The sequence below is a fragment of the Mycobacterium sp. NTMscope_Eco_3 genome, assembly GCF_976985685.1.
On record NZ_CDRJYZ010000001.1, the window covers coordinates 5377387 to 5400656 of the forward strand.

At 68.4% G+C, this 23270-nt stretch carries 24 protein-coding genes and 1 pseudogene; 11 read left to right on the forward strand and 14 right to left on the reverse strand.

Annotated elements, in window-relative coordinates; all coding sequences use genetic code 11:
* Positions 1–31: 31 nt before the first annotated feature.
* Positions 32–448, reverse strand: coding sequence for a WhiB family transcriptional regulator (locus AC0KTM_RS24990; protein WP_008262579.1), 417 nt, complete (start codon positions 446–448; stop codon positions 32–34).
* Between the two features lie 144 nt (positions 449–592).
* On the opposite strand from AC0KTM_RS24990, the gene AC0KTM_RS24995 reads away from it, so the two are divergent.
* The 6 genes from AC0KTM_RS24995 (at position 593) to AC0KTM_RS25020 (ending at position 4880) form a co-directional block, all read left to right on the forward strand.
* A complete protein-coding gene (locus AC0KTM_RS24995) occupies positions 593–1381 on the forward strand; it encodes a helix-turn-helix domain-containing protein (RefSeq protein ID WP_225329731.1) in 789 nt (262 codons plus the stop codon).
* Entirely contained in the window at positions 1378–2196 is an 819-nt protein-coding gene (locus AC0KTM_RS25000) for a C40 family peptidase (RefSeq protein WP_225329730.1), read from the forward strand. The genes AC0KTM_RS24995 and AC0KTM_RS25000 overlap by 4 nt, the downstream gene beginning before the upstream one ends.
* Before the next feature lie 48 nt (positions 2197–2244).
* On the forward strand, positions 2245–2607 hold the full coding sequence (locus AC0KTM_RS25005) for a DUF4226 domain-containing protein (protein WP_472416974.1): 363 nt from the start codon (positions 2245–2247) through the stop codon (positions 2605–2607).
* 130 nt (positions 2608–2737) lie between these two features.
* Complete coding sequence (locus tag AC0KTM_RS25010; RefSeq protein ID WP_225329728.1) at positions 2738–4204, forward strand: DUF4226 domain-containing protein; 1467 nt, start codon at positions 2738–2740, stop codon at positions 4202–4204.
* Positions 4205–4254: 50 nt separating this feature from the next.
* Positions 4255–4572 carry an ESX-1 secretion-associated protein gene (locus AC0KTM_RS25015; RefSeq protein WP_008262603.1) on the forward strand — a complete coding sequence of 106 codons (318 nt, stop codon included), beginning with the start codon at positions 4255–4257 and terminating at the stop codon, positions 4570–4572.
* Entirely contained in the window at positions 4569–4880 is a 312-nt protein-coding gene (locus AC0KTM_RS25020) for a DUF2694 family protein (protein WP_020821275.1), read from the forward strand. Before AC0KTM_RS25015 ends, AC0KTM_RS25020 begins: the two co-directional genes overlap by 4 nt.
* 33 nt (positions 4881–4913) lie before the next feature.
* Here the strand turns inward: AC0KTM_RS25020 and AC0KTM_RS25025 are convergent, their stop codons facing one another.
* Complete coding sequence (locus AC0KTM_RS25025; protein ID WP_014378759.1) at positions 4914–5057, reverse strand: hypothetical protein; 144 nt, start codon at positions 5055–5057, stop codon at positions 4914–4916.
* A gap of 82 nt (positions 5058–5139) precedes the next feature.
* Here AC0KTM_RS25025 and AC0KTM_RS25030 point away from each other — a divergent pair, with 82 nt between their 5' ends.
* Entirely contained in the window at positions 5140–6894 is a 1755-nt protein-coding gene (locus tag AC0KTM_RS25030; RefSeq protein ID WP_225329727.1) for a DUF5631 domain-containing protein, read from the forward strand.
* Between the two features lie 51 nt (positions 6895–6945).
* Positions 6946–7272, forward strand: coding sequence for a DUF2710 family protein (locus tag AC0KTM_RS25035; RefSeq protein WP_225329741.1), 327 nt, complete (start codon positions 6946–6948; stop codon positions 7270–7272).
* Positions 7273–7330: 58 nt separating this feature from the next.
* Here the strand turns inward: AC0KTM_RS25035 and AC0KTM_RS25040 are convergent, their stop codons facing one another.
* Complete coding sequence (locus AC0KTM_RS25040; RefSeq protein WP_225329726.1) at positions 7331–8104, reverse strand: TIGR03084 family metal-binding protein; 774 nt, start codon at positions 8102–8104, stop codon at positions 7331–7333.
* A gap of 50 nt (positions 8105–8154) precedes the next feature.
* A pseudogene (locus AC0KTM_RS25045) lies at positions 8155–9487 on the reverse strand (MFS transporter).
* A 99-nt stretch (positions 9488–9586) separates the two neighbouring features.
* On the opposite strand from AC0KTM_RS25045, the gene AC0KTM_RS25050 reads away from it, so the two are divergent.
* Positions 9587–10192 carry a YqgE/AlgH family protein gene (locus AC0KTM_RS25050; protein WP_225329725.1) on the forward strand — a complete coding sequence of 202 codons (606 nt, stop codon included), beginning with the start codon at positions 9587–9589 and terminating at the stop codon, positions 10190–10192.
* Positions 10193–10210: 18 nt separating this feature from the next.
* Here the strand turns inward: AC0KTM_RS25050 and AC0KTM_RS25055 are convergent, their stop codons facing one another.
* Positions 10211–10552 carry a hypothetical protein gene (locus AC0KTM_RS25055; RefSeq protein WP_225329724.1) on the reverse strand — a complete coding sequence of 114 codons (342 nt, stop codon included), beginning with the start codon at positions 10550–10552 and terminating at the stop codon, positions 10211–10213.
* A gap of 55 nt (positions 10553–10607) precedes the next feature.
* Positions 10608–11795 carry an LpqN/LpqT family lipoprotein gene (locus AC0KTM_RS25060; protein ID WP_225329723.1) on the reverse strand — a complete coding sequence of 396 codons (1188 nt, stop codon included), beginning with the start codon at positions 11793–11795 and terminating at the stop codon, positions 10608–10610.
* 185 nt (positions 11796–11980) lie between these two features.
* Between AC0KTM_RS25060 and leuS the strand changes: the two genes are divergently transcribed.
* A complete protein-coding gene (gene leuS / locus AC0KTM_RS25065; protein ID WP_472416977.1) occupies positions 11981–14890 on the forward strand; it encodes a leucine--tRNA ligase in 2910 nt (969 codons plus the stop codon).
* A 5-nt stretch (positions 14891–14895) separates the two neighbouring features.
* On the opposite strand, the gene AC0KTM_RS25070 is transcribed toward leuS, so the two are convergent.
* The 7 genes from AC0KTM_RS25070 to AC0KTM_RS25100 all read right to left on the reverse strand — a co-directional run bounded on the left by AC0KTM_RS25070 (position 14896) and on the right by AC0KTM_RS25100 (position 21661).
* Complete coding sequence (locus tag AC0KTM_RS25070) at positions 14896–15567, reverse strand: SDR family oxidoreductase (protein WP_238955341.1); 672 nt, start codon at positions 15565–15567, stop codon at positions 14896–14898.
* Between the two features lie 58 nt (positions 15568–15625).
* A complete protein-coding gene (locus tag AC0KTM_RS25075; protein ID WP_225329720.1) occupies positions 15626–16129 on the reverse strand; it encodes a MarR family winged helix-turn-helix transcriptional regulator in 504 nt (167 codons plus the stop codon).
* A 65-nt stretch (positions 16130–16194) separates the two neighbouring features.
* The gene (locus tag AC0KTM_RS25080; RefSeq protein WP_308011592.1) at positions 16195–16944 is read right to left on the reverse strand and encodes an amino acid ABC transporter ATP-binding protein; all 750 of its coding nucleotides are present in this window, start codon (positions 16942–16944) and stop codon (positions 16195–16197) included.
* Positions 16941–18758: an ABC transporter substrate-binding protein/permease gene (locus tag AC0KTM_RS25085; RefSeq protein ID WP_225329719.1), complete on the reverse strand. Its 1818-nt coding sequence runs from the start codon at positions 18756–18758 to the stop codon at positions 16941–16943. Before AC0KTM_RS25085 ends, AC0KTM_RS25080 begins: the two co-directional genes overlap by 4 nt.
* A gap of 49 nt (positions 18759–18807) precedes the next feature.
* Complete coding sequence (locus AC0KTM_RS25090) at positions 18808–19548, reverse strand: GntR family transcriptional regulator (protein ID WP_472416979.1); 741 nt, start codon at positions 19546–19548, stop codon at positions 18808–18810.
* 116 nt (positions 19549–19664) lie between these two features.
* Entirely contained in the window at positions 19665–20450 is a 786-nt protein-coding gene (locus AC0KTM_RS25095) for an LLM class F420-dependent oxidoreductase (RefSeq protein ID WP_225329717.1), read from the reverse strand.
* A gap of 20 nt (positions 20451–20470) precedes the next feature.
* A complete protein-coding gene (locus AC0KTM_RS25100; protein WP_472416981.1) occupies positions 20471–21661 on the reverse strand; it encodes an NADH:flavin oxidoreductase in 1191 nt (396 codons plus the stop codon).
* A 50-nt stretch (positions 21662–21711) separates the two neighbouring features.
* Between AC0KTM_RS25100 and AC0KTM_RS25105 the strand changes: the two genes are divergently transcribed.
* A complete protein-coding gene (locus AC0KTM_RS25105) occupies positions 21712–22725 on the forward strand; it encodes an NAD-dependent epimerase/dehydratase family protein (protein WP_225329715.1) in 1014 nt (337 codons plus the stop codon).
* Here the strand turns inward: AC0KTM_RS25105 and AC0KTM_RS25110 are convergent.
* Complete coding sequence (locus tag AC0KTM_RS25110; RefSeq protein WP_225329714.1) at positions 22666–23268, reverse strand: TetR/AcrR family transcriptional regulator; 603 nt, start codon at positions 23266–23268, stop codon at positions 22666–22668. The genes AC0KTM_RS25105 and AC0KTM_RS25110 overlap by 60 nt on opposite strands.
* Positions 23269–23270 lie beyond the last annotated feature (2 nt).

Sequence of the window (23270 nt, forward strand, 5' to 3'; positions counted from 1 at the left end):
CAAACTGCCGAGCTGGGATTGCGACGCGACGTCAGGCAGCCGTACGAGGCCCGACTTGGGCCAGCGGCAGATGCAACACGACTGCGGCCACCGGGACCGCCTCGTGTTCGTGCCGCGCCAGCAGCGCCGCATTCTCGGGTAGCTGCCGGGAGTTGATTTCGCCCGACGCAATACGCCGCAGGACGTCGTGGGCGTGAGCCAGCTGGTCACGCTTGCGATACTGGCCGCCCGGCAGCTTTACGCCCGCCCATACGCCGTACTCCTCGCGGTGTGCGATGGCGTGTTGGGCGCAGCGGCGCTGTTGTGCCAGTGGGCAGCGGCGCAGGCATTGCAGGCGCGCCTCGGTGGCCGACCGTTCGTATGCGCGCGCCTTCGCCGCGCCGTCACCACCGTCGTCGTCGGGGTAGCCGAACCAAAGCTCCGGGTTGGCTGCGCACGGGTGTCCCATGTCGGTCTCCTTGTCGAGCGTGAAACGTAGGCAAAAGCGTATACGGCGAGAGGCCGACCGCGCAAGAGAAACGTCGACGGAAACGTATATCTGCATATCCGAGACGGTGGCTGTGTACTATCCGGCCTATGGCCGGAGCGTGTGGTGAGCCGTGAATCGGCCGGCGCGGCTATCCGCGCGTTGCGAGAATCGCGGGATTGGTCATTAGCCGACCTCGCCACCGCGACCGGGGTCAGCATCATGGGGCTCAGCTTTCTCGAACGCGGCGCCCGTAAACCGCACAAAAGCACAGTTCAGAAGATTGAAAATGGGCTTGGCCTGCCGCCGGGCACCTACTCCCGGCTATTGGTGGCCGCCGATCCGGATGCCGAATTGGCCCGGCTGATGGCCGCGCCGCCGGCGGCCGCGATGTCCGCACGGCGTTCCGGACCGGTGGTGGTCGACCGCCATAGCGACACCGAAGTGCTGGAAGGCTATGCCGAAGCCCAGCTCGATGCCCTCAAATCCGTCATCGATCGGCTTCCTGCGACAACATCAAACGAATATGAGACGTATATTCTGTCTGTGATCGCTCAGTGCGTGAAGGCGGAGATGCTCGCCGCCAGCTCCTGGCGGGTGGCGGTGAGCGCGGGCGCCGATTCGACCGAACGGCTGATGGAGCATCTGCAGGCCCTGGAGGCGACGCGCACGGCCCTGCTGAAGCGGATGCCCGCCAGCCTGAGCGCCCGTTTCGACCGGGCCTGCGCACAGTCCTCCTTGCCGGAGCCGATCATCGCCGCGCTGGTGGGCGTCGACGTGGACGAGATATGGGACATCCGCAATCGCGGTGTCATTTCGCCGGGCGCCCTCCCCCGCGTGCACGCCTTCACCGAGGCGGTTGAGACGACGAGCCGAGAACAGGCCAGCCACGACAGCGGCGAGGAGGCACAGTGAGCCATAGCGAAGTCGAGGCGTTGAGCCGCGCTCATCAACTCTTCGCCGGCGGCACGACGCCCGCAGCGCTGGATGCGGACACCGGGCACTACCGCGGGCTGTTGCGGCGGGCCGCCGGGCTGAACGACGGATTTGCCCGTGGCGGCTACCAACTTGCGGTGGACCACAGCCGGCAGCGCCTCACGTCAGCCGCGGGGACCGACGCCGCGGTCACCGACCTGCTCAACGGCGTCCACCGCGACCGCGCGCAGGCCCGCGACCTGACCCAAAACGTCCTCGACGCGGCCCGCGCCGATGCCACGGTGCCCCCGTCGACCCCGTTGGCGCAGCGAGAGGCGATGCGCCGCCGCGTGGCGCGACTGCGTACGCAACGGGCCCACGTCGTGTCGGCGAGGTTGCGTGCGCGACAGCACCATGCGGCCCTGCTGGCGTTGCGGTATCGGCTGCGGCACGGGCGGGGCCTCGGATTGCCGCCGAACGACCGCGCCGCGGTCGCCGTGCGGGCCGCGTTGTCACGGCTGGGCCGTCCCTACGTCTGGGGCGCGACCGGCCCCGACCAGTTCGACTGTTCCGGGCTCGTTCAGTGGAGCTACGCGCGGGCCGGTATTCACTTGGACCGCACCACATATCAGCAGATCAACGACGGCATCCCGGTACCCCGTTCGCAGGTGCGACCGGGTGATCTGGTCTTTCCGCACTCCGGTCACGTCCAGCTCGCCATCGGTAACAACCTCGTTGTCGAGGCGCCGTACGCGGGCGCGTCGGTGCGAATAAGCCGACTGGGCAACAACGTTGCGATACGCCGACCGATATGACACGCCAAGTCCGCCCGGCGATCCGGGCACGACGAGAAGGGTGAGCCGATGCCGGAACAACCCGAGTCCTCGTTAGAGGCCGTTGAGGCGCGGCGATCAACGCTGGCGACTCAGCACGGCGCCGCGTCCGAAGCCGACCGCGTGCTCACCGACGTGCTGAACACCGCTCACACGGCGGCGCGCGAGAGTGTCCGGCGACTCGACGCCATCGCCGAACAGATTGACCATGCCGTCGTGCAGCAAGCGAACCTCGCCGTGGATACGCCCATGGGGGCGCGCGAGTTTCACAAGTTTCTGCTGGACAAGCAACGCGAGATCGCCGCGGTAGTGGCCGGGGCGCGCGAGCTCGTTCAGGCGAAAAGGGCTGTGTTGGAGAACCTTCGGGCGCAGTACACCGTCGGCAGCAGTTAACCGGAACTAGTCCACAACCATGCAGCTCAGTGAATTGTCGGCAGGAACGCCCCTGAGTACTGTCGCCGGGCATGGAGGGGTCGCGTCATTTCCCGCAGCGGGGGCCGCTGCAGCGCCGCCTGGGGATCTGATGTCGGCCTACGACGATCTCCTGGCAGCGGTCAAACACGTTCGAGACCGCACCGGCGATCCAAACGCGTGGCAGACGGGATTGGCGCCCACCGAAGTCTCCGCGGTGATCACGCCGACCACGGGCACCGAGCAACTCGAGGCGATCGTGCGCAAGATCCGCCGACAGCATGCGGACGTGTTCGGTGCCGCACCGGCGAGCAGCCCGCCCACGGGGCGAGTATTCGAAGGAACCGCGACAGCACCGGACCGGGAATCGGGTGCGGCCGCAGACGCCATCGCCAGCGCCGAAGCCGCTCTGGCACAGCAGAACTCGGCGAGTTCGCAACTGGACATGCAGGTCGTTTCGGCCATCCTCAACGCGCACCTGAATGCGGTCGACGGCAGGGAAGCGCTCACCAAGCTGCAACAAGAAACCGAAGCCGCGGTACGGATGAGATCAGACCTGGACACTCCCGCGGGAGCGCGCGATTTCCAACGCTTCCTCATCGGCAAGCTCCGAGACATTCGCGCGGTGGTCCTGAACGCCAGCCTGGACGACACGTCGAAATCGGCGCTGATGGCCGCATGGACGTCGCTGTACGACGCGTCCAAGAACGAACCCAATCGGCCGGGCGAACACCCACCCACGGCGTCCGTTGGTGATGTGCCCGCGGTCGGTACGACCGATGCGTCGAGCGATACCGGCCCCGAATGGGATCCGCTGCTGGATTCGCTGCTGGCCGATGACGACGAACTGTTGCCCGGAGACGTTCCGGGGCCGGACGCGGCGGCGGGCGCCCCGTTCGCGCCCGCAACGGAAACGCCGATGGCGCCCCCGATGCCGAACTTCGGCGGCGGGCCACTCCCGGGTCTGGGCACCATGCCCGCTTCCATGGCGGGATGGGAAGGGCCGGGCGGCCTTCCGTTTTCGGGGCTGCAGGGCGACGACGCAAGCGATCCGGCGCTGCAGGATTTGGCCGACGAAGAACTACCGGATGCCCAAGAGGAAGACCCGAGCGCGCTCGACGCCTCGGACAACCCCGACGAGAACAACGGCCCGCAGGACGCGTCATCCGACGAGCCAGCGGCCGGCCCGACGCCGGTGACCCTGCCCGACGGCGAAACCGTGACCGCCGCCAGCCCGCAGTTGGCGGCGGCGATCCAGGCCGCCGTCGGCGGAACGCCGATCGCGGAAGCGTTCCAACAACAGGGAATGACCATTCCCCCACCGGGAACGGCGGTCGCCAACCCCATCGATGCGCCACACGTGAGTCCGGGCGACATCGGGATGTTCACGGACCGTCACGCCCTTGCCCTCGGCCCTGACAAGGCGCTTCTTGATGGCCAAATTCAGCACATCGCCACCGTGAGCGGACCGAGCTTTCTAGGCTGGGAGCATCCGCCGGCGTCGGCCGCGTCCGCGACCACGCCGACTAAGCCTGAACCACCGACACCTACCCGGCCGGCAACCTCGTCGACCACCTGAGAAAAATGAACTCGCCGGCACGTACGGCGGTCGTCAACAGGAGACAGCGGATGGCAGATTCGATACATGTGGTGCCCGCGCACTTACGTCAGGCCGCCGCGCATCATCAGGACACCTCGGAGTACTTGCGCACCGTTCCGTCGTCGCACGCCGCGATCCAGGAGAGCCTTGATTCGCTCGGGCCGATCTTTAGCGAGTTGCGCGACGCCGGCCGCGAGCTGCTCGAGCTGCGACGCCAGTGTTATGAGCAGCAGGCTGCTGACCACGCCGATTTGGCCGACCAATTGACCGTATCGGCGACGATGTGGGAACAGCACGAGCAGGAGGCTGCACGCAAGTTCGGCGACGTCGTCGACCGCGGTCGATGACCGACGCGAATCCCGCTTTCGACACCGTTCACCCGAGTGGGCACATCCTCGTCCGCTCTTGCCGCGGCGGATATATGCACAGTGTCGCGCTGAGCGAAGAGGCGATGGAAACTGACGCCGAGACCCTGGCGCAGGGCATCGTGCTCACCGCCGATGTGTCGTGCCTCAAGGCGTTGCTGGAGATTCGCGACGAGATCGTCGCGGCAGGACACACCCCGTCCGCCGAGGTTCCTACCCCGCGAGACCTCGATGCGGCCATTGAGAAGTTGCTGGCGCACAAACTGCGCCGCCGCGATGGCGGACGCTAGGCGTTCTGCGCGGATCTCAGCTGCGCTGCCGGTCTAGCGCAGCCATGGCTTCGCTGCGCTGGGATCGGGAGCGATGCCCGTGGGCGGCTCTACGGGATTGGGGCCGAACAACTCTCGCGCGCGGGCGAGCAACGCGCGCACCTCGTCGAGTTGCTGCTGCAGTGCAGATTCAGCCATGTCCCCACGCTACCCAGGCCGTTGCGGGCGCACAATTCACTGACCGCACAAGTCGCCCGGCCACTGCCGGTACGCTTAGCTAGTGGCGATCTTCGGTCGGATGACGGCGCGTCAGCGCCTCCGGAGAGCTACCCGGGAATCCCTGGCGATTCCGGCCTTCAGCTCTCCCATCGACTGCACCCCCTGGGTGACAGGCGGGCTGTGGCCTGCCGAATTGTCGACGGTCACGGCCGAAACCGCCACTCTCGCAGAGTATCTCAGGGCCGACCTGCAGCGAATTGCCAACGGCGCCAACGACCAACTCAAGATGCTCAAGCGGGCGGGAATGACCGACCCGGCCCGGCAGGCAGCCGAGGCGCGGGTCATCGAGGAAGCCCGCGGCCGTGCCGTGCGCCGAGTCGAATCGACGATTCGCTACCTGCATACGGTGCAGAGCGGCGCGCAGGCCCCCGCTGCGCCTCCGCCGGGCCTGGAACGTGCCGCTGCGGACCTGGAAAAGACGCAGGTGCTACCGGCGGTCCGCGAGATCGACGACGCCGCGGAGCCGCCCCAGCCGACGCCGAGATGGCGTCGCCGCCCCGCGGTCGAACCGGCCGCTGGCCCGGACGAACCACAGGCGAGCGAGCCAGAGCCCACCGCCGATGACGAGGCGATCGGGACCGCCGACGCGTCGCATCTCGAGGAGACACAGGTCATTCCGGTGGTCAGGGACGCGGAGCCGGTGGTCGAGACGCCGGCCGAGCGGGCTCCGGAGCCGCCGGTCGAGGAAACTCCCGAGGCGCCGGTCGAGGAAGTTCCCCAGGCGCCGGTCGAGGAAGCTCTCGAGCCGCCGGTCGAAGAATCCACCGCAAGCGGCCGCCACCATGCGGTTGTGGATGAGTCGGTCGTTGGGGACGAGCCGGCGGCACCCGGCCAGGAAGCCACCGCCGATCCGGAGGAGCCGGCCGGGGTTGCCGATGCGCCGCCTCTCGAGGAGACGCAGGTCATTCCGGTGGTCACGGACGCGGAGCCGGTGGTCGAGGCGCCGGCCGACAGCGCACCAGAGCCCGTTGAGGAGCCCCTCGAACCCGCGGCGGGCGGACGCCACCACGCCCCGGCGGACGAGCCCGCGCGGGTTGGCGGCGACGAGCCGGCGGCTAGTGCGCCGGAAGCTCCCGTGGAAGCCGCCGAGGCCGTGCAGGTGCCCGTCGAAAAGCCGGTGGCCCCAACGGGATTCGACAAAGACCGGCTGAACCGGCTCCTCGAGTTCGTGGTACGGCAAGAGCCACGGCTGAACTGGGCGATCGGGGATCGCGCCGACGGGACGACGGTATTGGTCACCGACCTCGCCCACGGCTGGATCCCGTCGGGCATCAGCCTTCCCGCAGGCGTGCGGTTGTTGGAACCCGAGCGACGCAGCGGCAGGGTCGCCGCACTGATCGGGGAAACGACCGGCGTGGTCACCTACACCCCCGGTGATTCGCTGCGCCGCTCGGTCGACTTCGCCGCGACCCGATCTTCTGTCGAGCCGCGCCAGCTGCCGGCCATCGATGACCTGGCGGCGGCGCTCAGCCATGTCACCCGGGGGCGCGCCGAGCTGCCCAAGATCGTCACGCGGTTGGCCGACGCGGCGGCCGCGGGCACGTTCGTCGTCGACCAGGAGGTCGACGTGCTGCGGGTGCATCTCGACACAGCGCGTTACCAGCTTTTGGTTCAGTATCCGAACGTCAATCCGGGACTGCTGCTCAAGTGCATGTTGATGGCGGCCACCGAAGCCATTGCCAGCGGCGACACGGTGTCGGCGAACTACCACCTCGCCTGGTATCACAAGCTCGCCGCGTCGACGCCCGGCAGTTGAGCCGAGAACCCGCCGCGTATGAATTGACGCTGGTCGGAGGGGTCGACGATACTGTCCCTCGTGTCGGGTTCGGGCAGTCGCGCGAATCTCAGCGATAAGGATCTCGTCGAGTCGGTTCTTCGGGAACTGAGCGAAGCGGCCGACAAGTGGGAAGCCCTGGTGGCGCAGGCCGAGGCGGTGACCTACAGCGTCGACCTGGGCGACGTGTACGCCGTGGCGAATTCAGACGGCCGGCTGATCAAACTGACTCTGCATCCCGGGGTGATGACCGGGTACGGCCACGGTGAGTTGGCCGACAGGCTGAACCTGGCGATCACGGCGCTGCGAGAAGAGGCCGAGGCCGAGAACCGGGCGAGCTACGGCGGCCCCCTGCACTGACGTCGGTGACGCGCCAATCGCGCGGACGCGGTTGACGGCCCCGGTCCTGTTCACTCGCTCATCGCCCGGGGCCGGGAGGCCCCGCGAAAGCCTGCGCGATCTCCAGCCAACGCCGCGCGTCGGCGCCTCGGGCCGTGATGTCGAGGGCGCTCAGGGGGCGCCGTTGAGTGACGAGGAAGCAGAAATCCTCCGCCGAGCCGCTGACCCGTTGCTCAGCCTCCGGCGGTCCCCAGGACCAAATGTCACCGCCGGGTCCGCGCAGCTCGACCCGGAACGGCTCGGCCGGGGGCGCCAGATTGTTGACGGCGAAGGCGAAATCGCGGGTGCGCACCCCCAGATGGGCGATCGACCGCAGGCGGTCGGTCGCGGGCCGCGTGATGCCCAGGGCGTCGGCGACGTCGAGACCGTGTGCCCACGTCTCCATCAACCGCGCGGTGGCCATCGACGCCGCACTCATCGGTGGGCCGAACCACGGGAGTTTGCGACCGTCGGTGACTCCGAGCAGCTCCTCGTGCAGCCGCCGGCGGGTGGCGCGCCAGTCGGCGAGCAGCTCGGCGGGCGCCAGGGTTGCGAGTTCTTCGGCGCCCTTGTCGACGAAGCCGGTCGGGTCGGCGGCCGCACCCGCCACCAGGTCGGCGAATCTTGGCTCGTCGGTCACGGCGATCAGGGCGACGCGGTCGGTCCACAGCAGGTGGCCGATCTGGTGCGCGATGGTCCAGCCGGGCGCGGGCGTGGGATCGGCCCAGCGCTCGGGCTCCAACGGCGCGACCAGGGCGTCGAGCGCGTCGCTTTCGGCGCGCAGGTCCTCGACCATGGGCGCGGGTCCGGTCATCGGCGCCCTCCCCTGTCGGCGGCGGCCGTCGGACACGTCACGTCGTCACCTTAGCGGTCATTCGCCTGCTCGCCGCGGCGCCCGATGAAGCTGTGCACCGCCAGGCCGGCCAGGTAGAGCATCGAGCCGAACAGAGCGAACGCGGGCGCGTGTCCGTCGCCGGGAATCAACATTCCGGCCGCCGTGATCGCGACGATGAACGCCACCCAGAACAGCGCATCCTGCACGGCGAACACGTGTCCGCGAAGAGCGTCGTCGACATCAATCTGGATCGCCGTGTCGGCGCACAGCTTGACCATCTGACCGGTCACACCGAGCAAAAAGCCGCACGCCACCATGACCGGGACCAGCAGTTCGGCGCCGGCGACCTCGATGATCGCCGAGGCCGCCAACGCACCGTTTGCCGTGGCGTAGCGCCCCCAGCGACGGATCGCGGGCGGCGTCAGCAGGTTGGCCAGGAAGGCGCCCAGGCCCGCGGCGCCGAAGAACAGCAGGGCGGTCCCGAATCCCCCACCGTCGGCGTCGGGCAGGTGATGGACCAGCAACAAGACCAGCAGCGAGTTGATCCCGACCACCATCCGGTGGGCGGCCAGGCCGGACAGCGTGGCGCCGACCGTCGGGCGCTGCGCCACCGTGCGCGCTCCGTGCAACCAGCCCGTGACCACCGCGTAGATGACCGGTCCGTGGATCGCGCGCCGGGTGTCGTCGGGGCCCAGCACCCGCGCGCCGAACCGCCACGACAGCAGTAACGCGATCGACACGGGAATCGCGGTGATGAAGACGATCGCCGAGGCGCCCTTGTCGCTGGCGCCGAAGATGAACCGCGGCACCAGCATGAAGTTTGCGCCGACGAACGCCGCGATGGCCCCGACCGCGGTGGCCACCGAGTTCATCGTCACCACCTGCTCGCGCGGCACCACGTGCGGCAGCGACGCCGACAGCCCGGACCCCACGAAGCGGGCTAAGCCATTCGCGAACAGGGCGCCCAGCAGCAGCGGCAGGTCGCCGGCCCGGACCGCCAGAATCGTGCCGATCGCGGCGATGAGGATCAAGCGGCCCGCGTTGGCGCCGACGAGGACAAGCCGACGGTCCCACCGGTCCATCAGCGCGCCGGCGAACGGTCCCAGCAGCGAGTAGGGCAAAAACAGGACCGTGAAGGCGCGCGCGATGGAAAGCGGGTCGGCCGCCCGATCCGGGTTGAACAGCAGCGCTCCGGCCAGCGCCGCCTGAAACAGGCCGTCACCGAACTGACTCGCCATGCGCACCTGCAGCAGCCGCCAGAAGTCCGGCAAACCGCGCACCGACCGCCAGATGTCGACGGGTGCGCTGGACTGCATCCGGGTTGGGATCACCGAAACCGACTTCCACGATTGGGGCTGGCAAGCTCGCGCGCTCAGAGCTGTCCCAACAACAGTACAAATCGTTGTGTTCCCCGCTCTCGATTGCCCTGGGCCACGATCGGGTGGATGCGATGATGGTGGGGTGCCCCCGCCGGAGGATCCAGAGGACTACGTCGCACCCGCCGCGCAACGAGTGCGCGCGGGCACTTTGCTGCTCGCCAACACCGATCTTCTCGAACCGACGTTTCGGCGCAGCGTGATCTACATCGTCGAGCACAACGATGGCGGCACGTTGGGTGTGGTGCTCAACCGCGCCAGCGAAACCGCGGTGTACAACGTGCTGCCCCAGTGGACCAACCTGGCGGCGAAGCCGAAGACGATGTTCATCGGTGGCCCGGTGAAGCGTGACGCCGCGCTGTGCCTGGCGACGTTGCGCGTCGGCGCCGATCCGCAAGACGCGCCGGGCTTGCGGCACGTGGACGGCCGGGTGGTGATGGTCGATTTGGACGCCGACCCCGACACGATCGCACCGCTGGTGGAGGGGGTGCGCATCTTCGCCGGGTACTCCGGCTGGACGATCGGTCAGCTCGAAGGCGAGATCGAACGCGACGACTGGATTGTCTTGTCCGCCTTGCCATCCGACGTTCTCGTCGGGCCGAGGTCAGACTTGTGGGGCCACGTCCTGCGCCGGCAGCCGCTGCCGCTTTCGCTGCTCGCGACGCACCCGATCGACATCAGCCGAAACTAGCGCTCCCCCAGCGGGAGGTCAGGCGCACGATTGCGTGCAGCCGGCGCAGCTGCCCGCGCAGGCGGGCGCCGCCGCTTCCTGGCGCAGCGCGAAACGCGCGCTCTGCCAGGAGCCCGCGGCCAGCGTCCCCAGCGCCCCGACGACGCACACGATCAGCACCACCAGGGCGGTGTGTGGGACCGCGGCCAGCGCCACGACGCCGCCGGCGCCGAGCATCACCGCGGCGGCCAACTGGGTGGGCGCCATGGCGCGCAGCGCCAGCGCCGTGGCGCCGAAATTCCGATTGTGCGCAAGCGACCAGGTGCCGAACCCCGCCGAGGCCACCGCCGCACACATGCACAGCACGCCCGCAATCAGCATGGGCTCACAATACGAGCCGGGTTGCCGGCCCGCTCATCCGGCTCTGCGGGCGGACTCAGTGCTGAAGGAACGAAAAGTTCGGCAGCGGCGGGAGGCCCGGCACCATCGCCAGCAGGCTGGGCGTGTGCTGCTGGTTGGTCAGCGGCGCCTGCGCGGGGAGCCGGGCCGGGGCGGCGGGCGTCGTCTGGGCGAGCGGCACCAACGGAGCCGTAGCGGGCGCCGGGGCAACTGGGGCGGCCGGGGCGACCGGAGCGGCAGGGGCCGGAGCGACCGGAGCGACCGGAGCGGCCGGGGCAACCGGGGCCGGGGCAACTGGAGCGGCCGGAGCGGTGGCGGGTGCCGGAGCGGCGGGCGGCTGAGCGGGTCGCCCGACCGGAGAGGCGGCGGGAGCCTGGGCCGGCGCCGGGGCGGCGGCGCCGGGGGCGGCGACCCGGAAACCGTTGATGATGGCGTCGGTGGCCGGGGCGTCGGCGACGCTGACCGCGCGATCGGTGGTCACCGCGAGCGAGACGAGGTATCTGTCGGGTCCCGACGTGGCGATGACGTGGCGCCGGGACGTGTTCAACGTCAGGTCCCCATCGCGGTAGGTGCCCTCGACGATGGACGACGGGAAGCCCCCGAAATCGGCCATCGAGGCGTTCGTCGGCTGCCACGCCGGCAGCTTCTGACTGTCGACGTAGCCGTGGGTGATCGCCTCCTTCGGATCGAAGTCGCCGACCAGCTTGTACACCACCACCTGGGCATTCGAGGAATAGATGCTGCTGCCCCGCCGATCGGCGATAACGGCGAACGCGTCGGGCACGTTGGGGTCGGGCACCTGGGTCCAGCGGGCGGGCACCGGCAGGGTGATGTCGAGCGCCTTGAATCCCTGCGGCTTTTGCGCCTCGAGCTTGACGCCCTTCGACTGCAGGAATTCACGGATGGTTCCGGACGTCGCGGGAACCGGCGCCGGGGCCGGAGGGGTCGCCGGCGTGGCCGCGGCCGGTGCCGCCGCTCCCGGAGCCCCGGCGGTGGCCGGCGGCGCCAGGGGAGTCGCCGCCTGCGGCGCGGCGAGGTATCTGCTCGGCGGCACCAGCTCGGGCCCGAGGTTCTGCGGCGCCTGGGCGGGGACGGCCGGGACCGGTGCCGGCGCCGGGGGCAACGGGTCCGCCGATGCCGCGCCGCCCGCAACAACCGCCAACCCCATCAGGCCGGCGACCATACCGCCGAGCAGTGCCCGGTGGACGGGGACGATGTCAATCATCTGCGTCGGTCCTTCCCATGGCTCAGATACCAGAAGCCGTCGATAGTGGCCGACTGTAACTAGAGGTCAAAGGCGGTGAACAGGCCCGAAATACACCTGGGATGAACCCCTGATCGGCGCGCAACGGAACCGAGACCAACCTGTGGCCGGCGAACTGGCCGTGTCGCCCCTTATACCCTGTTCAGGTGACCGAATCCCCGACCACTTCCCCAGGCAGCGGCTCTGGCGCCGCCCAGCCGGACTCCGACGCCCCGCCGCATCGTTACACCGCGGCGCTGGCGGGCCGGATCGAGGGCGCGTGGCAGGACAAGTGGGCGAAGCTGGGGACGTTCAACGTGCCCAACCCGGTCGGATCGTTGGCTCCGGCGGACGGGTCCCCCGTCCCGGACGACAAGTTGTTCGTGCAGGACATGTTCCCCTACCCGTCGGGGGAGGGCCTGCACGTCGGCCACCCACTGGGCTATATCGCGACGGACGTATACGCCCGCTATTTCCGCATGACGGGCCGTAACGTGTTGCACGCGTTAGGTTTTGACGCGTTCGGGCTACCCGCCGAGCAATACGCCGTGCAGACGGGCACCCACCCCCGCACCCGGACCGAGGCCAACGTCGTGAACTTCCGGCGCCAGCTGGGCCGCCTCGGGCTGGGCCACGACAGCCGGCGCAGCTTTTCCACCACCGACGTCGAGTTCTACAAGTGGACGCAGTGGATCTTCCTGCAGATCTACAACGCCTGGTTCGACACCGCCGCCGACAAGGCCCGCCCCATCGCCGAACTGGTCGCCGAATTCGATTCCGGTGCGCGCCGGCTCGAGGACGGGCGGGACTGGGCCGCCTTGTCGGTGGGGGAGCGGGCCGACGTGATCGATAGCCACCGACTGGTCTACCGGGCGGACTCGATGGTGAACTGGTGCCCCGGACTGGGCACGGTACTGGCCAACGAAGAGGTCACCGCCGACGGTCGCAGCGACCGAGGCAATTTCCCGGTGTTCCGGAAGCGGTTGCGGCAGTGGATGATGCGAATCACCGCCTATTCCGACCGGCTGCTCGACGACCTCGACTTGCTGGACTGGCCGGAGGCGGTCAAAACCATGCAGCGCAACTGGATCGGGAGATCCACCGGCGCCAAGGCCCTGTTTTCGGCGACCAAGTCGGACGGCGAGACGGTCGACATCGAGGTGTTCACCACCCGGCCCGACACGCTGTTCGGCGCCACCTATCTGGTGCTGGCGCCCGAGCACGACCTGGTCGACGAGCTGGTGGCTGCGACCTGGCCAGACGGTACCGACCCGCGCTGGACGTATCGCGCCGCGACGCCGGCCGAAGCGGTCGACGCCTACCGGCACGCCATCGCCTCGAAGTCGGACCTCGAGCGCCAGGAAAGCAAGGCGAAGACCGGCGTCTTTTTGGGCAGCTACGCCACCAATCCCACCAATGGGAAACCCGTGCCGATCTTCATCGCCGACTACGTGCTGGCCGGATACGGCACCGGGGCGATCATGGCCGTCCCCGGCCACGACCAGCGCGACTGGGACTTCGCCCACGAGTTCGGTCTACCGATCGTGGAAGTCATTGCCGGCGGGGATATTTCGGAAGCCGCCTACGCCGGGGACGGGGTGCTGGTCAACTCCGGATACCTCGACGGCCTGGACGTGGCCGCCGCCAAGGAAGCGATCACCGCCCGCTTGGAGTCCGAAGGCCGCGGCCGGGCCCGCGTCGAAGTCAAGTTGCGCGACTGGCTTTTCGCCCGCCAGCGGTACTGGGGCGAACCGTTCCCGATCGTCTACGACAGCGACGGGCGTGCGCACGCACTCGACGAGGCCGCGCTGCCGGTCGAGCTGCCCGACGTGCCGGATTACTCGCCCGTGCTGTTCGACCCCGACGACGCCGACAGCGAGCCCTCGCCGCCGTTGGCGAAGGCGACGGAGTGGGTGCACGTCGAGCTGGACCTCGGCGACGGCCTCAAGCCCTACAGTCGCGACACCAACGTCATGCCGCAATGGGCCGGCAGCTCCTGGTACGAGCTGCGCTACACCGACCCGCACAACTCGGAGCGGTTCGCCGCCCCGGAGAATGAGGCCTACTGGATGGGCCCGCGGCCGGCCGAGCACGGCCCGCAGGATCCCGGTGGCGTCGACTTGTACGTCGGCGGCGCCGAGCACGCGGTGTTGCACCTGCTCTATGCGCGGTTTTGGCACAAGGTCCTCTACGACCTGGGCCACGTCAGTTCGCGGGAGCCCTACCGCCGGCTGGTCAACCAGGGCTACATCCAGGCCTTCGCCTACACCGACGCGCGCGGATCGTATGTACCCGCGGAAGAGGTGGTCGAACGCGACGGCGGCTTCGTCTACCCGGCGCCCGGGGGAGACGTCGAAGTCTTCCAGGAATTCGGCAAAATCGGTAAGAGCCTGAAGAATTCGATCTCACCCGACGAGATCTGCGACGACTACGGCGCCGACACGTTGCGGGTCTACGAGATGTCGATGGGCCCGCTGGAGGCCTCCCGGCCCTGGGCGACCAAGGACGTCGTGGGGGCCCACCGCTTCCTGCAGCGCGTGTGGCGGCTGGTGGTCGACGAACAGAGCGGCGAGACGCGGGTGCTCGACGCGCCCGCGCAGGAGCTGGCCCCCGGCACCCTGCGGGTACTGCACCGCACCATCGCCGGGGTCTCGGAAGACTATGCGGCACTGCGCAATAACACCGCGGCGGCCAAGCTGATCGAATACACCAACCACCTCACCAAGGAGCACCGTGACGCGGTGCCCCGCGCGGCGGTCGAGCCGCTGGTGCTGATGCTGGCGCCGCTTGCACCGCACCTGGCCGAGGAATTGTGGCTACGACTCGGCCACACCACCTCGCTGGCGCACGGGCCGTTCCCGGTGGCCGACCCGGCGTACCTCGTCGACGACACCGTGGAATATCCGGTGCAGGTGAACGGCAAGGTGCGCGGACGCGTGACGGTCGCGGCCGACGCCGACCAGGACACGTTGAAGGCCGCGGCGCTGGCCGACGAGAAGGTCCAGGCGTTCTTGGCGGGCGCCAGCCCGCGCAAGGTGATCGTGGTTCCCGGTCGGCTGGTCAACCTGGTCGTGTAGCGCCGCTATCGTCCGGCCGGCCGCAGCACCACCTCGTGGACGTGCCCGTCGGGTGGGGTGGCCACCACGTTGGCGACCGCGGCCGCAACGGTTTCCGGCTTCAAGAACTTCGCGGGATCGTAGCTGCCACCTTCGAATTCGATGAGTTCGCGTTGCATGTCGGTGTCGGTGCGGCCCGGATAGACCGTGGTGACGCGCAACTCAGGCTCGTCGTTGCGCAGGGAGTCCGCGAAGGCGCGGATGGCGAACTTGCTGGCCGAGTAGGAGGCCATGCCGGGCGAGACGTTGCGGCCCGCGCCGGAGTTGATGAAGATGACCTGGCCACGGGCCCGTCGCAGCGCGGGCAGCAGCGCCAGCGTAAGTTCCACCGGCCCAAAGACGTTGACGGCGAAGGTGGCACGCCACTCGTCGACGTGGGAATCCGCGACGTTCCCGGGGATCGACAAGCCCGCGTTGTGCACCAGCACGTCGAGTTCGTCCACGATTTCGCAGGCGGCCTCGATATCGCCGCCGTCGGTCAGGTCCAGTGGAAACGTGGTGGCATCGAGCCGCTCCGCGACCGCGTCGAGCCGGTCGGACGGGCGGCCGGCTAGCAGCAGGGTGTGCGTCGGCGCCAGCGCCGTCGCGATCGCCGTACCGATCCCGCGTCCGGCGCCGGTGATGAGTGCAGTGGGCATGAGGGAAAGTCTACCCAGACCGAAACGATAGACGAATAGCGTTGAACGCCGGTGGTTTTCAGGCTTCCTGGCGGGCGGGCGGGACGCCGGCCGGCCCGGATGTGGGATCGCCGGAGGCCAACCGCTCCAGCGGTGCCAGCGCCTTCATCAGGGTGTCGAGGTCGGCGGTGGGGAGCTGGCTGAGCATCGCGGCCAGGGCCGCGCGACGATTGGCCAGCGACTCACCGTGAACGGCTCGACCGCGCGGGGTGATGTCGACCAGGACCGCCCGCAGGTCGGACGGGTCGCGGGAACGCTTGACCAGCCCCACCTTCTCGAGGCGGCGGATCGCCACGGTCGTGGTGGGAGTCCGCACGCGTTCGTGCGCCGCCAGATCGGTCATCCGGATCGGGCCCTGATCGAGCAAGGTGACCAGGATCGACAGCTGCGCCAGGGTCAATTCCCCGGCCGCGGCCCCGCTGGGGTCCCCGCGCCGCAGCATGGCAAACAATTTGGACAGCGCGCGGTGCAAACCTTCGGCGAGCTCGGCAACGTCGGCCGGGTTCGATTCGCTGTCTGCCATAAATCGGGAGTCTAACCCGTTATCAGGTGCGGACAAGGTAGCTATTGCCCATTGGGCAGTGGAGATCAAAGCACTTGGGACAAAAACCGCTGCAGCCGTTCGGTCTCGGCCGCTTCGAATATCTGCTCGGGCGGGCCCGATTCCACCACTTTGCCGTGATCCATGAATACCACCGTGTCGGATGCCGACCGGGCGAAACCCATTTCGTGGGTCACGACAACCATTGTCATGCCATCGGCACCGAGGTCGGCGATGAGTTGCAGGATTCCCTTGACCATTTCGGGATCCAGCGCCGAGGTCGCCTCGTCGAAAAACATCACCTGTGGCGACATCGCCAGCGCGCGGGCGATCGCCACCCGCTGTTGTTGGCCGCCCGACAACATGCCGGGGCGGGCACCGGCCTTGTGTTTCAGGCCAACTCGATCCAGCTGCGTCAGCGCCAGTTCGCGGGCCTGGTCGGCGGGCAGGCGCCGCAACTTGCGCGGTGCCAGCGCGACGTTGTCCAGCACGGTGCGGTGCGGGAAGAGATTGAAATGCTGGAACACCATGCCGATGCGCTGGCGTAGCTCGTCGGGGTTGTCCTTCAACACCGACTTGCCGTCGAGCAGGATGTCGCCGCTGTCCGGCTCATGCAAGCGGTTGAGCGTGCGCAGCAGGGTCGACTTGCCCGAGCCCGACGGCCCGATGACCGCGACGGTGCTGCCCGCGGGCACCTCCATATCGACGCCGCGCAGCACCGCGGTGCCGTCCAGGGTCTTGTGAATGCCATTGCACGCCAAGGAGACTGACGACCGGCCGACGATGCTGGCAGTCACGTGATCTCCTGGCCGAACGTCGTGGTGAGCATGTCGGGCCGATCTTCGGGATCGACCGCGGCGCGACCACGGCGCAGCCGCGCGTCGATGTAGTTGACCAAATGCGTTAACGGCACAGTCAATATCAGGTAGAAGGCGCCGGCGGCGACGAGCGGCGACAGGTTGCCGGTCTGGGCGTTGAGATCGCGGCCCACCTGGAACAGCTCCCGCTGGTCGGCGACCAGGCCCAGGAAGTACACCAGCGCAGAGGCTTTCAACAGCGCGATGAATTGATTGACCAGCGCCGGCAGCACCCGTCGGACGCCCTGCGGCACCACCACCAACCGCATCGCCACCGGATAGCTGAATCCCAGGGCACGCGACGCCTCCAGCTGGCCGGGATCCACGCTTTGGATCCCCGATCGCAGAATTTCGCCGATATAGGCGGCGGCCATCATCCCCAACGCGGCAACGCCGATCGGGTAGGGGTTGTTGTTGGTCAACCCGCCCACTATCGGCCCGACACCGAGCCCGATGATCAGGATGATCACCACTTCCGGAAGTCCCCGGAACACGTCGGTGTACACCCGCGCCGGCCAGCGCAGCCAGCGCGACTGGGATATCCCGGCGACGGCCAGCAGCATGCCCAGCGCCAACCCGATCACGCCGGCGCTGCTGGTCAGGATCAACGTGTTGGGCAATCCGGTGCTGAACAGAGCGGGAATGGCCTGCCGGTACATGTCCCAGTCGAAGAAGGAGTCGCGCAACTGCGCGAGGGTCGATTTCGGCGCGGCCGGACCCACCTCTTTGTGGTGTTGCTTCGCCGCGATGGCGGCGAAGTCCGGCAGGACCGGCGCCGGGGCGGCCAGCGAGCCGGGTTTCCAGCCCCGCGGCAGGGTGCGGGGCACCCACTGCGAGTACAGGTTTGACCAGGTGCCGTCGGCGATGACGGCGTCCAACCCGGAATTCAGCGCATCCACCAACGGCTTGTTGTCCTTGGCCACCGCGTACGCCACGAATCCCTCGTTGCTGAAGCTGTGCGCCACGATCACCGCCGGATCGCCCCGCTGGATCGTGCTGGCGGCCTCCCCGGCCGGTGCCACCCACGCGTCGATCTGGCGCGTTTTGAGGCTGGCATAGACGGTGGCGAAGTCGGGGTACTTCACCGGCTGCAGATGCAGGTTGTCGACGACGTAGGACTCTTCGACGGTGCCCTGCACCACGCCGATGCGCTGGCCCGCGGCCAGATCGCTGAAGTCTTTTATCGCGGAGCCCGGGGGCACCACCAGCGAGTAGTAGCCGAAGTCGTAGCCGTTGGTGAAGGAGACGGTTCGGCGGCGCTCCTCGGTGGCCTTGATCGACGACGACCCGACGTCGAAGCGGTGCGTCGCCACCTGAGCGAGCAGCCCGGCGAAATCCGTGCCGACGAAGCGAACTTGGAGTCCGAGCTTGCGGGCGATCGCCCGGAGCAGCTGATTGTCGAAGCCGCTGTACTGGCCGGTGGGGGTGATGCAGATGTGGGGCGGAGCGCCGGAGAGCGTGCCGACGGTCAGGACCCCCGGCGTGCCCAATCCCAGGGTGTCGATGTTCACCGAACTCAACGGCTCGACGCCGGCCGTGGTGTGCTCGTCGGGCCGGCCCATGGCACTGCTATGGGCCAGATTCTCGGGCAACACGGCCGCGCTTTTCGGGCCGGCTGGCGCGCATTGGTTCCGGTCGGCGGCCGCGGGGCTCGCCAACGTGATCGACGCCGACCCCCACACCACCAGCAATGTCGAGGCCAGTGCGAATAGCTTGGCAAGGCGCGTGGTGCGCTGGCGCACGGGCAAACTCATCACTGCCACCGTATCGATTCGCCGGCGGCAGGACCGGCCAGAGCCTGTTCTACAGCGCCAACGAGGCTTCGGCGGAGATCGTCTCGCCGCCGGTAATCACCTGAAGTGGGCCGGGAACCACGCGGCTGACGTCGTCGGGCGGTGTGAAGACCCTGCGGCGAACCAGCTCCGCAAGCATGGTTTGGGCCATCAGGTAGGAGCGCTCGACGCACGCGGCCCGTGCCGCGTCGGGGTCGCGGCGGTGTATCGCGGCGGTCTCGTCTTCGTAGAACGGCAGCATTTCCTCGCGTCCGCTCTGATAGGTCGTCCAGAACAGGCGGGGGATGAGGTTTTGCGAAGCGCGGATGGTGGCGTGCAGCCGCGGCCCGGCGTACTCATCGTTGACGGTGCGACGGTATTCGGCGGCGATGTCGGCGAACGCGCGGGCATCTTTGGCCGTGCGGAGCGAGCGCATCAGGGTGTCGAGCTGCCCCAGGATCCGCGGGGTGGGACTGGTGGCCGCGCGCGCGGACGCCATCCCGTTGAGCAGACCGTCCAGCTCGTGGTGCTCGAGGACGGTTGCTTCGTCGAACCGCTCGACAAAGGCGCCGCGGTGGTAACGGGTGGACACAATGCCGTCGTGTTCGAGTTGGACCAGTGCCTCTTGAATGGGCACCCGGCTGACTCCCAAGCCCAGCGCGATTTCATTGCGGTCTACGCGGTCCCCGCTGCGCAGCTTGCCGGTCAACAACAGGTGGAGGATGTGCGAAACAACCAGGTCCTTTTCTTTGACCCCGTATTTTTTCGGCATCTTTTTGTTGAGTCTCTTTCGCACCGGGTTCGGCCATCTAGCGCTGAGAGTTTCTCACGAATTGACGCAAGCGTTTACGTGTTTCGCCGATGAAAACAAAACTGACGGCCGCCCGATCAACGGTTATTGCGCCACTTGCAGAGCGCTTCGGCGTCGCTCAGGTCGTAACCCGGGCCGTCGCATGCCACGGTCAGCAGTGTGACGCCGAGGCCGACGAGGGTTTCGGCGTTGGCGAGCAGTTCGCCGCCGCCCTTGACGGCCGCCGAGCGTTCGATGCCGGCCGGATCGCGACCGACGTCGGCGCAGTGGCGCGCGAGGACCTCCGACTTGGCCGGGAACTCGTCGGCGGAGGTGAAGCTGTGCCAGAGGTGCGCGTGTTCGGCGACCAGCCGCAGCGTCTTGCGTTCGCCGCCGCCGCCGATCAGGATCGGGATCTCCCGGGTGGGCGCGGGGTTCAGCTTGGCCAGCCGGTTTTTGATCCGGGGGAGCGCGGTCGCCAGGTCGTCGAGGCGGCTGCCGGCGGTCCCGAATTCGTAGCCGTACTCGTCGTAGTCCTTTTGTTTCCATCCCGAACCGATGCCCAGGATGAGTCGCCCGTCGGAAATGTGGTCGACGGTGCGGGCCATATCGGCGAGCAGCTCGGGGTTGCGGTAGGAGTTGCAGGTCACCAGCGCACCGATCTGGATGCGCGACGTCTGCTCGGCCCAGGCCCCGAGCATCGTCCAGCATTCGAAATGCGCGCCGTCCGGGTCGCCGTAGAGCGGGAAGAAGTGGTCCCAGTTGAAGGCGATGTCCACGCCGATGTCCTCACACCGGCGCACGGCGTCGCGGATCTGGCTGTACTGCGGAGCGTGTTGGGGTTGTAGCTGCACACCGATGCGGATAGGGCGCTGAGAGGTCATAGGACCCACCGTAGGCCCGGTCAACCCACCGGCGTCGCCTCGATCCGGTCACGCACCACGCAATGCGTTCCGCTGTAGACGGTGGGCATGCATTTCATGCAGTGGATGCACAACCCTTCGGTGGCGGAATGCTCACGAAATCGCTTGACCAGAAAGGGATCTCGTAGCAGCGCGCGGGCCATCGCCACGAATTCGAACCCCTCGGCCAGGGCGCCTTCCACCGTGTCGAGCCGGTTGATGCCGCCGAGAAGGATCAACGGCATCGACACCGCCGCGCGGAACTGGCGCGCAAGCGGCAAGAAGAACGCCTCTTCGAAGGGATAGGTCCGGAACAGCCGCCGACCCATCACGCGCAGACCTAAACCGACCGGCCGGGCTTGGGAGGCGACGAATTCGTCCATGGGGACATCGCCGCGGAAGTAGTACATCGGGTTGAGCAGCGAGCTGCCGCCGGTCAGCTGCAACGCGTCGAGGTGCCCGTCGGACTCCAGCAGCTGCGCCGTCGGGATGCTGTCGTTCAGCCAGAAGCCGCCCCGCACCCCGTCGTCCATGTTGAACTTGGCGGTGACGGCCACGGAGCGGCCGACGGTGGACCGGACCCGTTCGGCGACGCGGCGGGCCAGTTCGGCCCGGCGCACGGTATCGCCGCCGTAGCGGTCGGTGCGCCTGTTCAGATTCGGGCTGAAGAACGAGCTGAGCAAATAGCCGTGGCCCATGTGGATTTCGAGCGCGTCGAATCCGGCGTCGACCGCGTTTTGGGCTGCGGCCCCAAAGCCGTCGACGACCGCGTCGAGCTGTTCGGGGGTGGCGGCCCGAACCAGTCCCATGGCCGGCGCGCTCACCCGGGTGGATGGCGCCAGTGTCGGCGTCCGGTTCGACAGCGTGTTGGCGACCAGTCCGGCGTGGCCGATCTGGGCGCAGACGAGCGCACCGGCGGCGTGCACGGCCTCGGTCAGCCGGCGCAGCTGCGGCACGCGATCGCGGTCCAGCACGACCGTGTCGCGGTGCACCCGGCCGCCCGGTGAGATCGCGCAGTAGGCGACGGTCGTCATGGCGGCCCCGCCCCGGGCGACCTCGGTATGGAAGTCGATCAGCGCGTCGCTGACGGTGCCGTGCGGCATCACGCCCTCGAACGTCGCCGCCTTGACGAAGCGGTTCTTCAGGGTGAGGGGGCCCAGCCGCTGCGGGCCGAACGCCAGTTTCGATACCATTGGCACCGAAATATAGCACGACGAACTGACCACAGAGCGGAGAACGATCGATGCGCGTAGCGGTGACGGGCGGAACCGGATATCTCGGCGCGCACACCGTGCGCGCACTGATCCAGGCCGGCCACCACGTGAAGCTGTTGGCCGCGCCCACGGACCCCGCCGCCGTCCTCGACCGCCTCCGAGCGCTCGGCTCCGTGACGGTGCTGTCCGGTGACGTGAGATCCGCCGCGACCATCGAGCAGCTACTCGCCGGAGCCGACGCCGTGTTGCATGCCGCCGGGGTCGTGGGCACCGACGAACGCCGCGCCCAGTTGATGTGGGACGTCAATGCCTATGCGACGGAGGCGATTTTGACTCGCGCGGTCCGCCTCGCGCTCGACCCGGTGGTGTTGGTCAGCAGTTACAGCGCGCTGTTCCCCCCACCCGATGGCATCATCTCGCCCGATTCGCCCACCGCGTGTGGCCGCAGCGCGTACGCGAAGACCAAGGGTTACGCCGACCGGGTCGCCCGACGGCTGCAGGAGGCGGGGGCGCCCGTCGTCGTGACGTATCCCTCGAGCGTCGTGGGACCGGCCTTGGGCACCGCCCCCGGCGTCACCGAACGAGGGTGGGCACCGATCGTGCGGTGGGCGGTGGCACCGAAAGTTCGCGGAGGCATGCAGATGGTCGACGTGCGAGACGTCGCCGACGTGCACACGCGAATCATGCAGGCCGGTCGCGGCCCCCACCGCTACGTGTGCGGCGGGCACCTGCTCAGCTTCGACGAGATGATCGACGCGCTCGAAGAGGGGCTGGGCCGGCGGGTGCGGCGCGTGCCCCTGTCGCCGCGCTTGCTGCGGGGCATCGGTCGACTCGCCGACGCCGCCGGCCGGTACGTCGCGCTCGGCGACGGCCTCAGTTACGAAGCGGCGCTGCTGCTTACCGCCGCCACCCCCACCGACGACAGCACGACCGTGGGCGACCTCGGCATCACGTGGCGCTCCCCGAAGGCGGCGATCGTCGAGTCATTGCGGGTGGGACGCGGCGACGGCCGTGATCAACAGCTGCGCGATCCGGTTTCGTAGGGCCTCGGAGTCGTCCTCGACGGCGACCGTCGTGACGAACAGCGCGGCGCCCGCCGCCATCGCCAGGGTGGCCCGGGCGTCGACGTCGGCTCGGCGTCGCTTGGCGGGCGTCGTCGCATGCACGTCGTCGGCGAAAAGCTGCACGGCCGGTCCGCTGAACCGTGCCCACAAGTCCCTGCGTAAGTCGTCGTTTTCGCCGAGGGCCAGCAGCAAGCCCGGTACCGCGGCCCGCACGTCGGGCCGGCCGAACAGTTCGTGACTGCCACGCACCACCCAGTCGATCCAGCCGGTCAGGTCGGTGCCGGAAAACGGTGCCAGGTCAGGGGTTTCACCCAGGATGGCGTGCAGCACCAGTTCCGCCTTGGACGACCAGCGACGGTTCAGGCTGGACCGACCGACGCCGGTCCGCGCCGCGACGAGGCGCATGCTCAGCTCGTCCCAGCCGACCTCCACCAGCAAGTCACGGGTCACCGACAGCACGCGCTCGTCGATCGAGGCGTCGCGCGGCCGCCCGGAGGCTCTGGCGCTGCGGTCGTCGGTCATGA

Excerpts from the sequence above, each read along its gene's own strand:
- AC0KTM_RS24990 (WP_008262579.1), bottom strand. The coding sequence starts at position 448 with ATGGGACACCCGTGCGCAGCCAACCCGGAGCTTTGGTTCGGCTACCCC.
- AC0KTM_RS25005 (WP_472416974.1), top strand. The coding sequence starts at position 2,245 with ATGCCGGAACAACCCGAGTCCTCGTTAGAGGCCGTTGAGGCGCGGCGA.
- AC0KTM_RS25010 (WP_225329728.1), top strand. The coding sequence starts at position 2,738 with ATGTCGGCCTACGACGATCTCCTGGCAGCGGTCAAACACGTTCGAGAC.
- AC0KTM_RS25015 (WP_008262603.1), top strand. The coding sequence starts at position 4,255 with ATGGCAGATTCGATACATGTGGTGCCCGCGCACTTACGTCAGGCCGCC.
- AC0KTM_RS25020 (WP_020821275.1), top strand. The coding sequence starts at position 4,569 with ATGACCGACGCGAATCCCGCTTTCGACACCGTTCACCCGAGTGGGCAC.
- AC0KTM_RS25025 (WP_014378759.1), bottom strand. The coding sequence starts at position 5,057 with ATGGCTGAATCTGCACTGCAGCAGCAACTCGACGAGGTGCGCGCGTTG.
- AC0KTM_RS25040 (WP_225329726.1), bottom strand. The coding sequence starts at position 8,104 with ATGACCGGACCCGCGCCCATGGTCGAGGACCTGCGCGCCGAAAGCGAC.
- AC0KTM_RS25055 (WP_225329724.1), bottom strand. The coding sequence starts at position 10,552 with ATGCTGATTGCGGGCGTGCTGTGCATGTGTGCGGCGGTGGCCTCGGCG.
- AC0KTM_RS25060 (WP_225329723.1), bottom strand. The coding sequence starts at position 11,795 with ATGATTGACATCGTCCCCGTCCACCGGGCACTGCTCGGCGGTATGGTC.
- AC0KTM_RS25070 (WP_238955341.1), bottom strand. The coding sequence starts at position 15,567 with ATGCCCACTGCACTCATCACCGGCGCCGGACGCGGGATCGGTACGGCG.
- AC0KTM_RS25075 (WP_225329720.1), bottom strand. The coding sequence starts at position 16,129 with ATGGCAGACAGCGAATCGAACCCGGCCGACGTTGCCGAGCTCGCCGAA.
- AC0KTM_RS25085 (WP_225329719.1), bottom strand. The coding sequence starts at position 18,758 with ATGAGTTTGCCCGTGCGCCAGCGCACCACGCGCCTTGCCAAGCTATTC.
- AC0KTM_RS25090 (WP_472416979.1), bottom strand. The coding sequence starts at position 19,548 with ATGCCGAAAAAATACGGGGTCAAAGAAAAGGACCTGGTTGTTTCGCAC.
- AC0KTM_RS25095 (WP_225329717.1), bottom strand. The coding sequence starts at position 20,450 with ATGACCTCTCAGCGCCCTATCCGCATCGGTGTGCAGCTACAACCCCAA.
- AC0KTM_RS25100 (WP_472416981.1), bottom strand. The coding sequence starts at position 21,661 with ATGGTATCGAAACTGGCGTTCGGCCCGCAGCGGCTGGGCCCCCTCACC.
- AC0KTM_RS25105 (WP_225329715.1), top strand. The coding sequence starts at position 21,712 with ATGCGCGTAGCGGTGACGGGCGGAACCGGATATCTCGGCGCGCACACC.
- AC0KTM_RS25110 (WP_225329714.1), bottom strand. The coding sequence starts at position 23,268 with ATGACCGACGACCGCAGCGCCAGAGCCTCCGGGCGGCCGCGCGACGCC.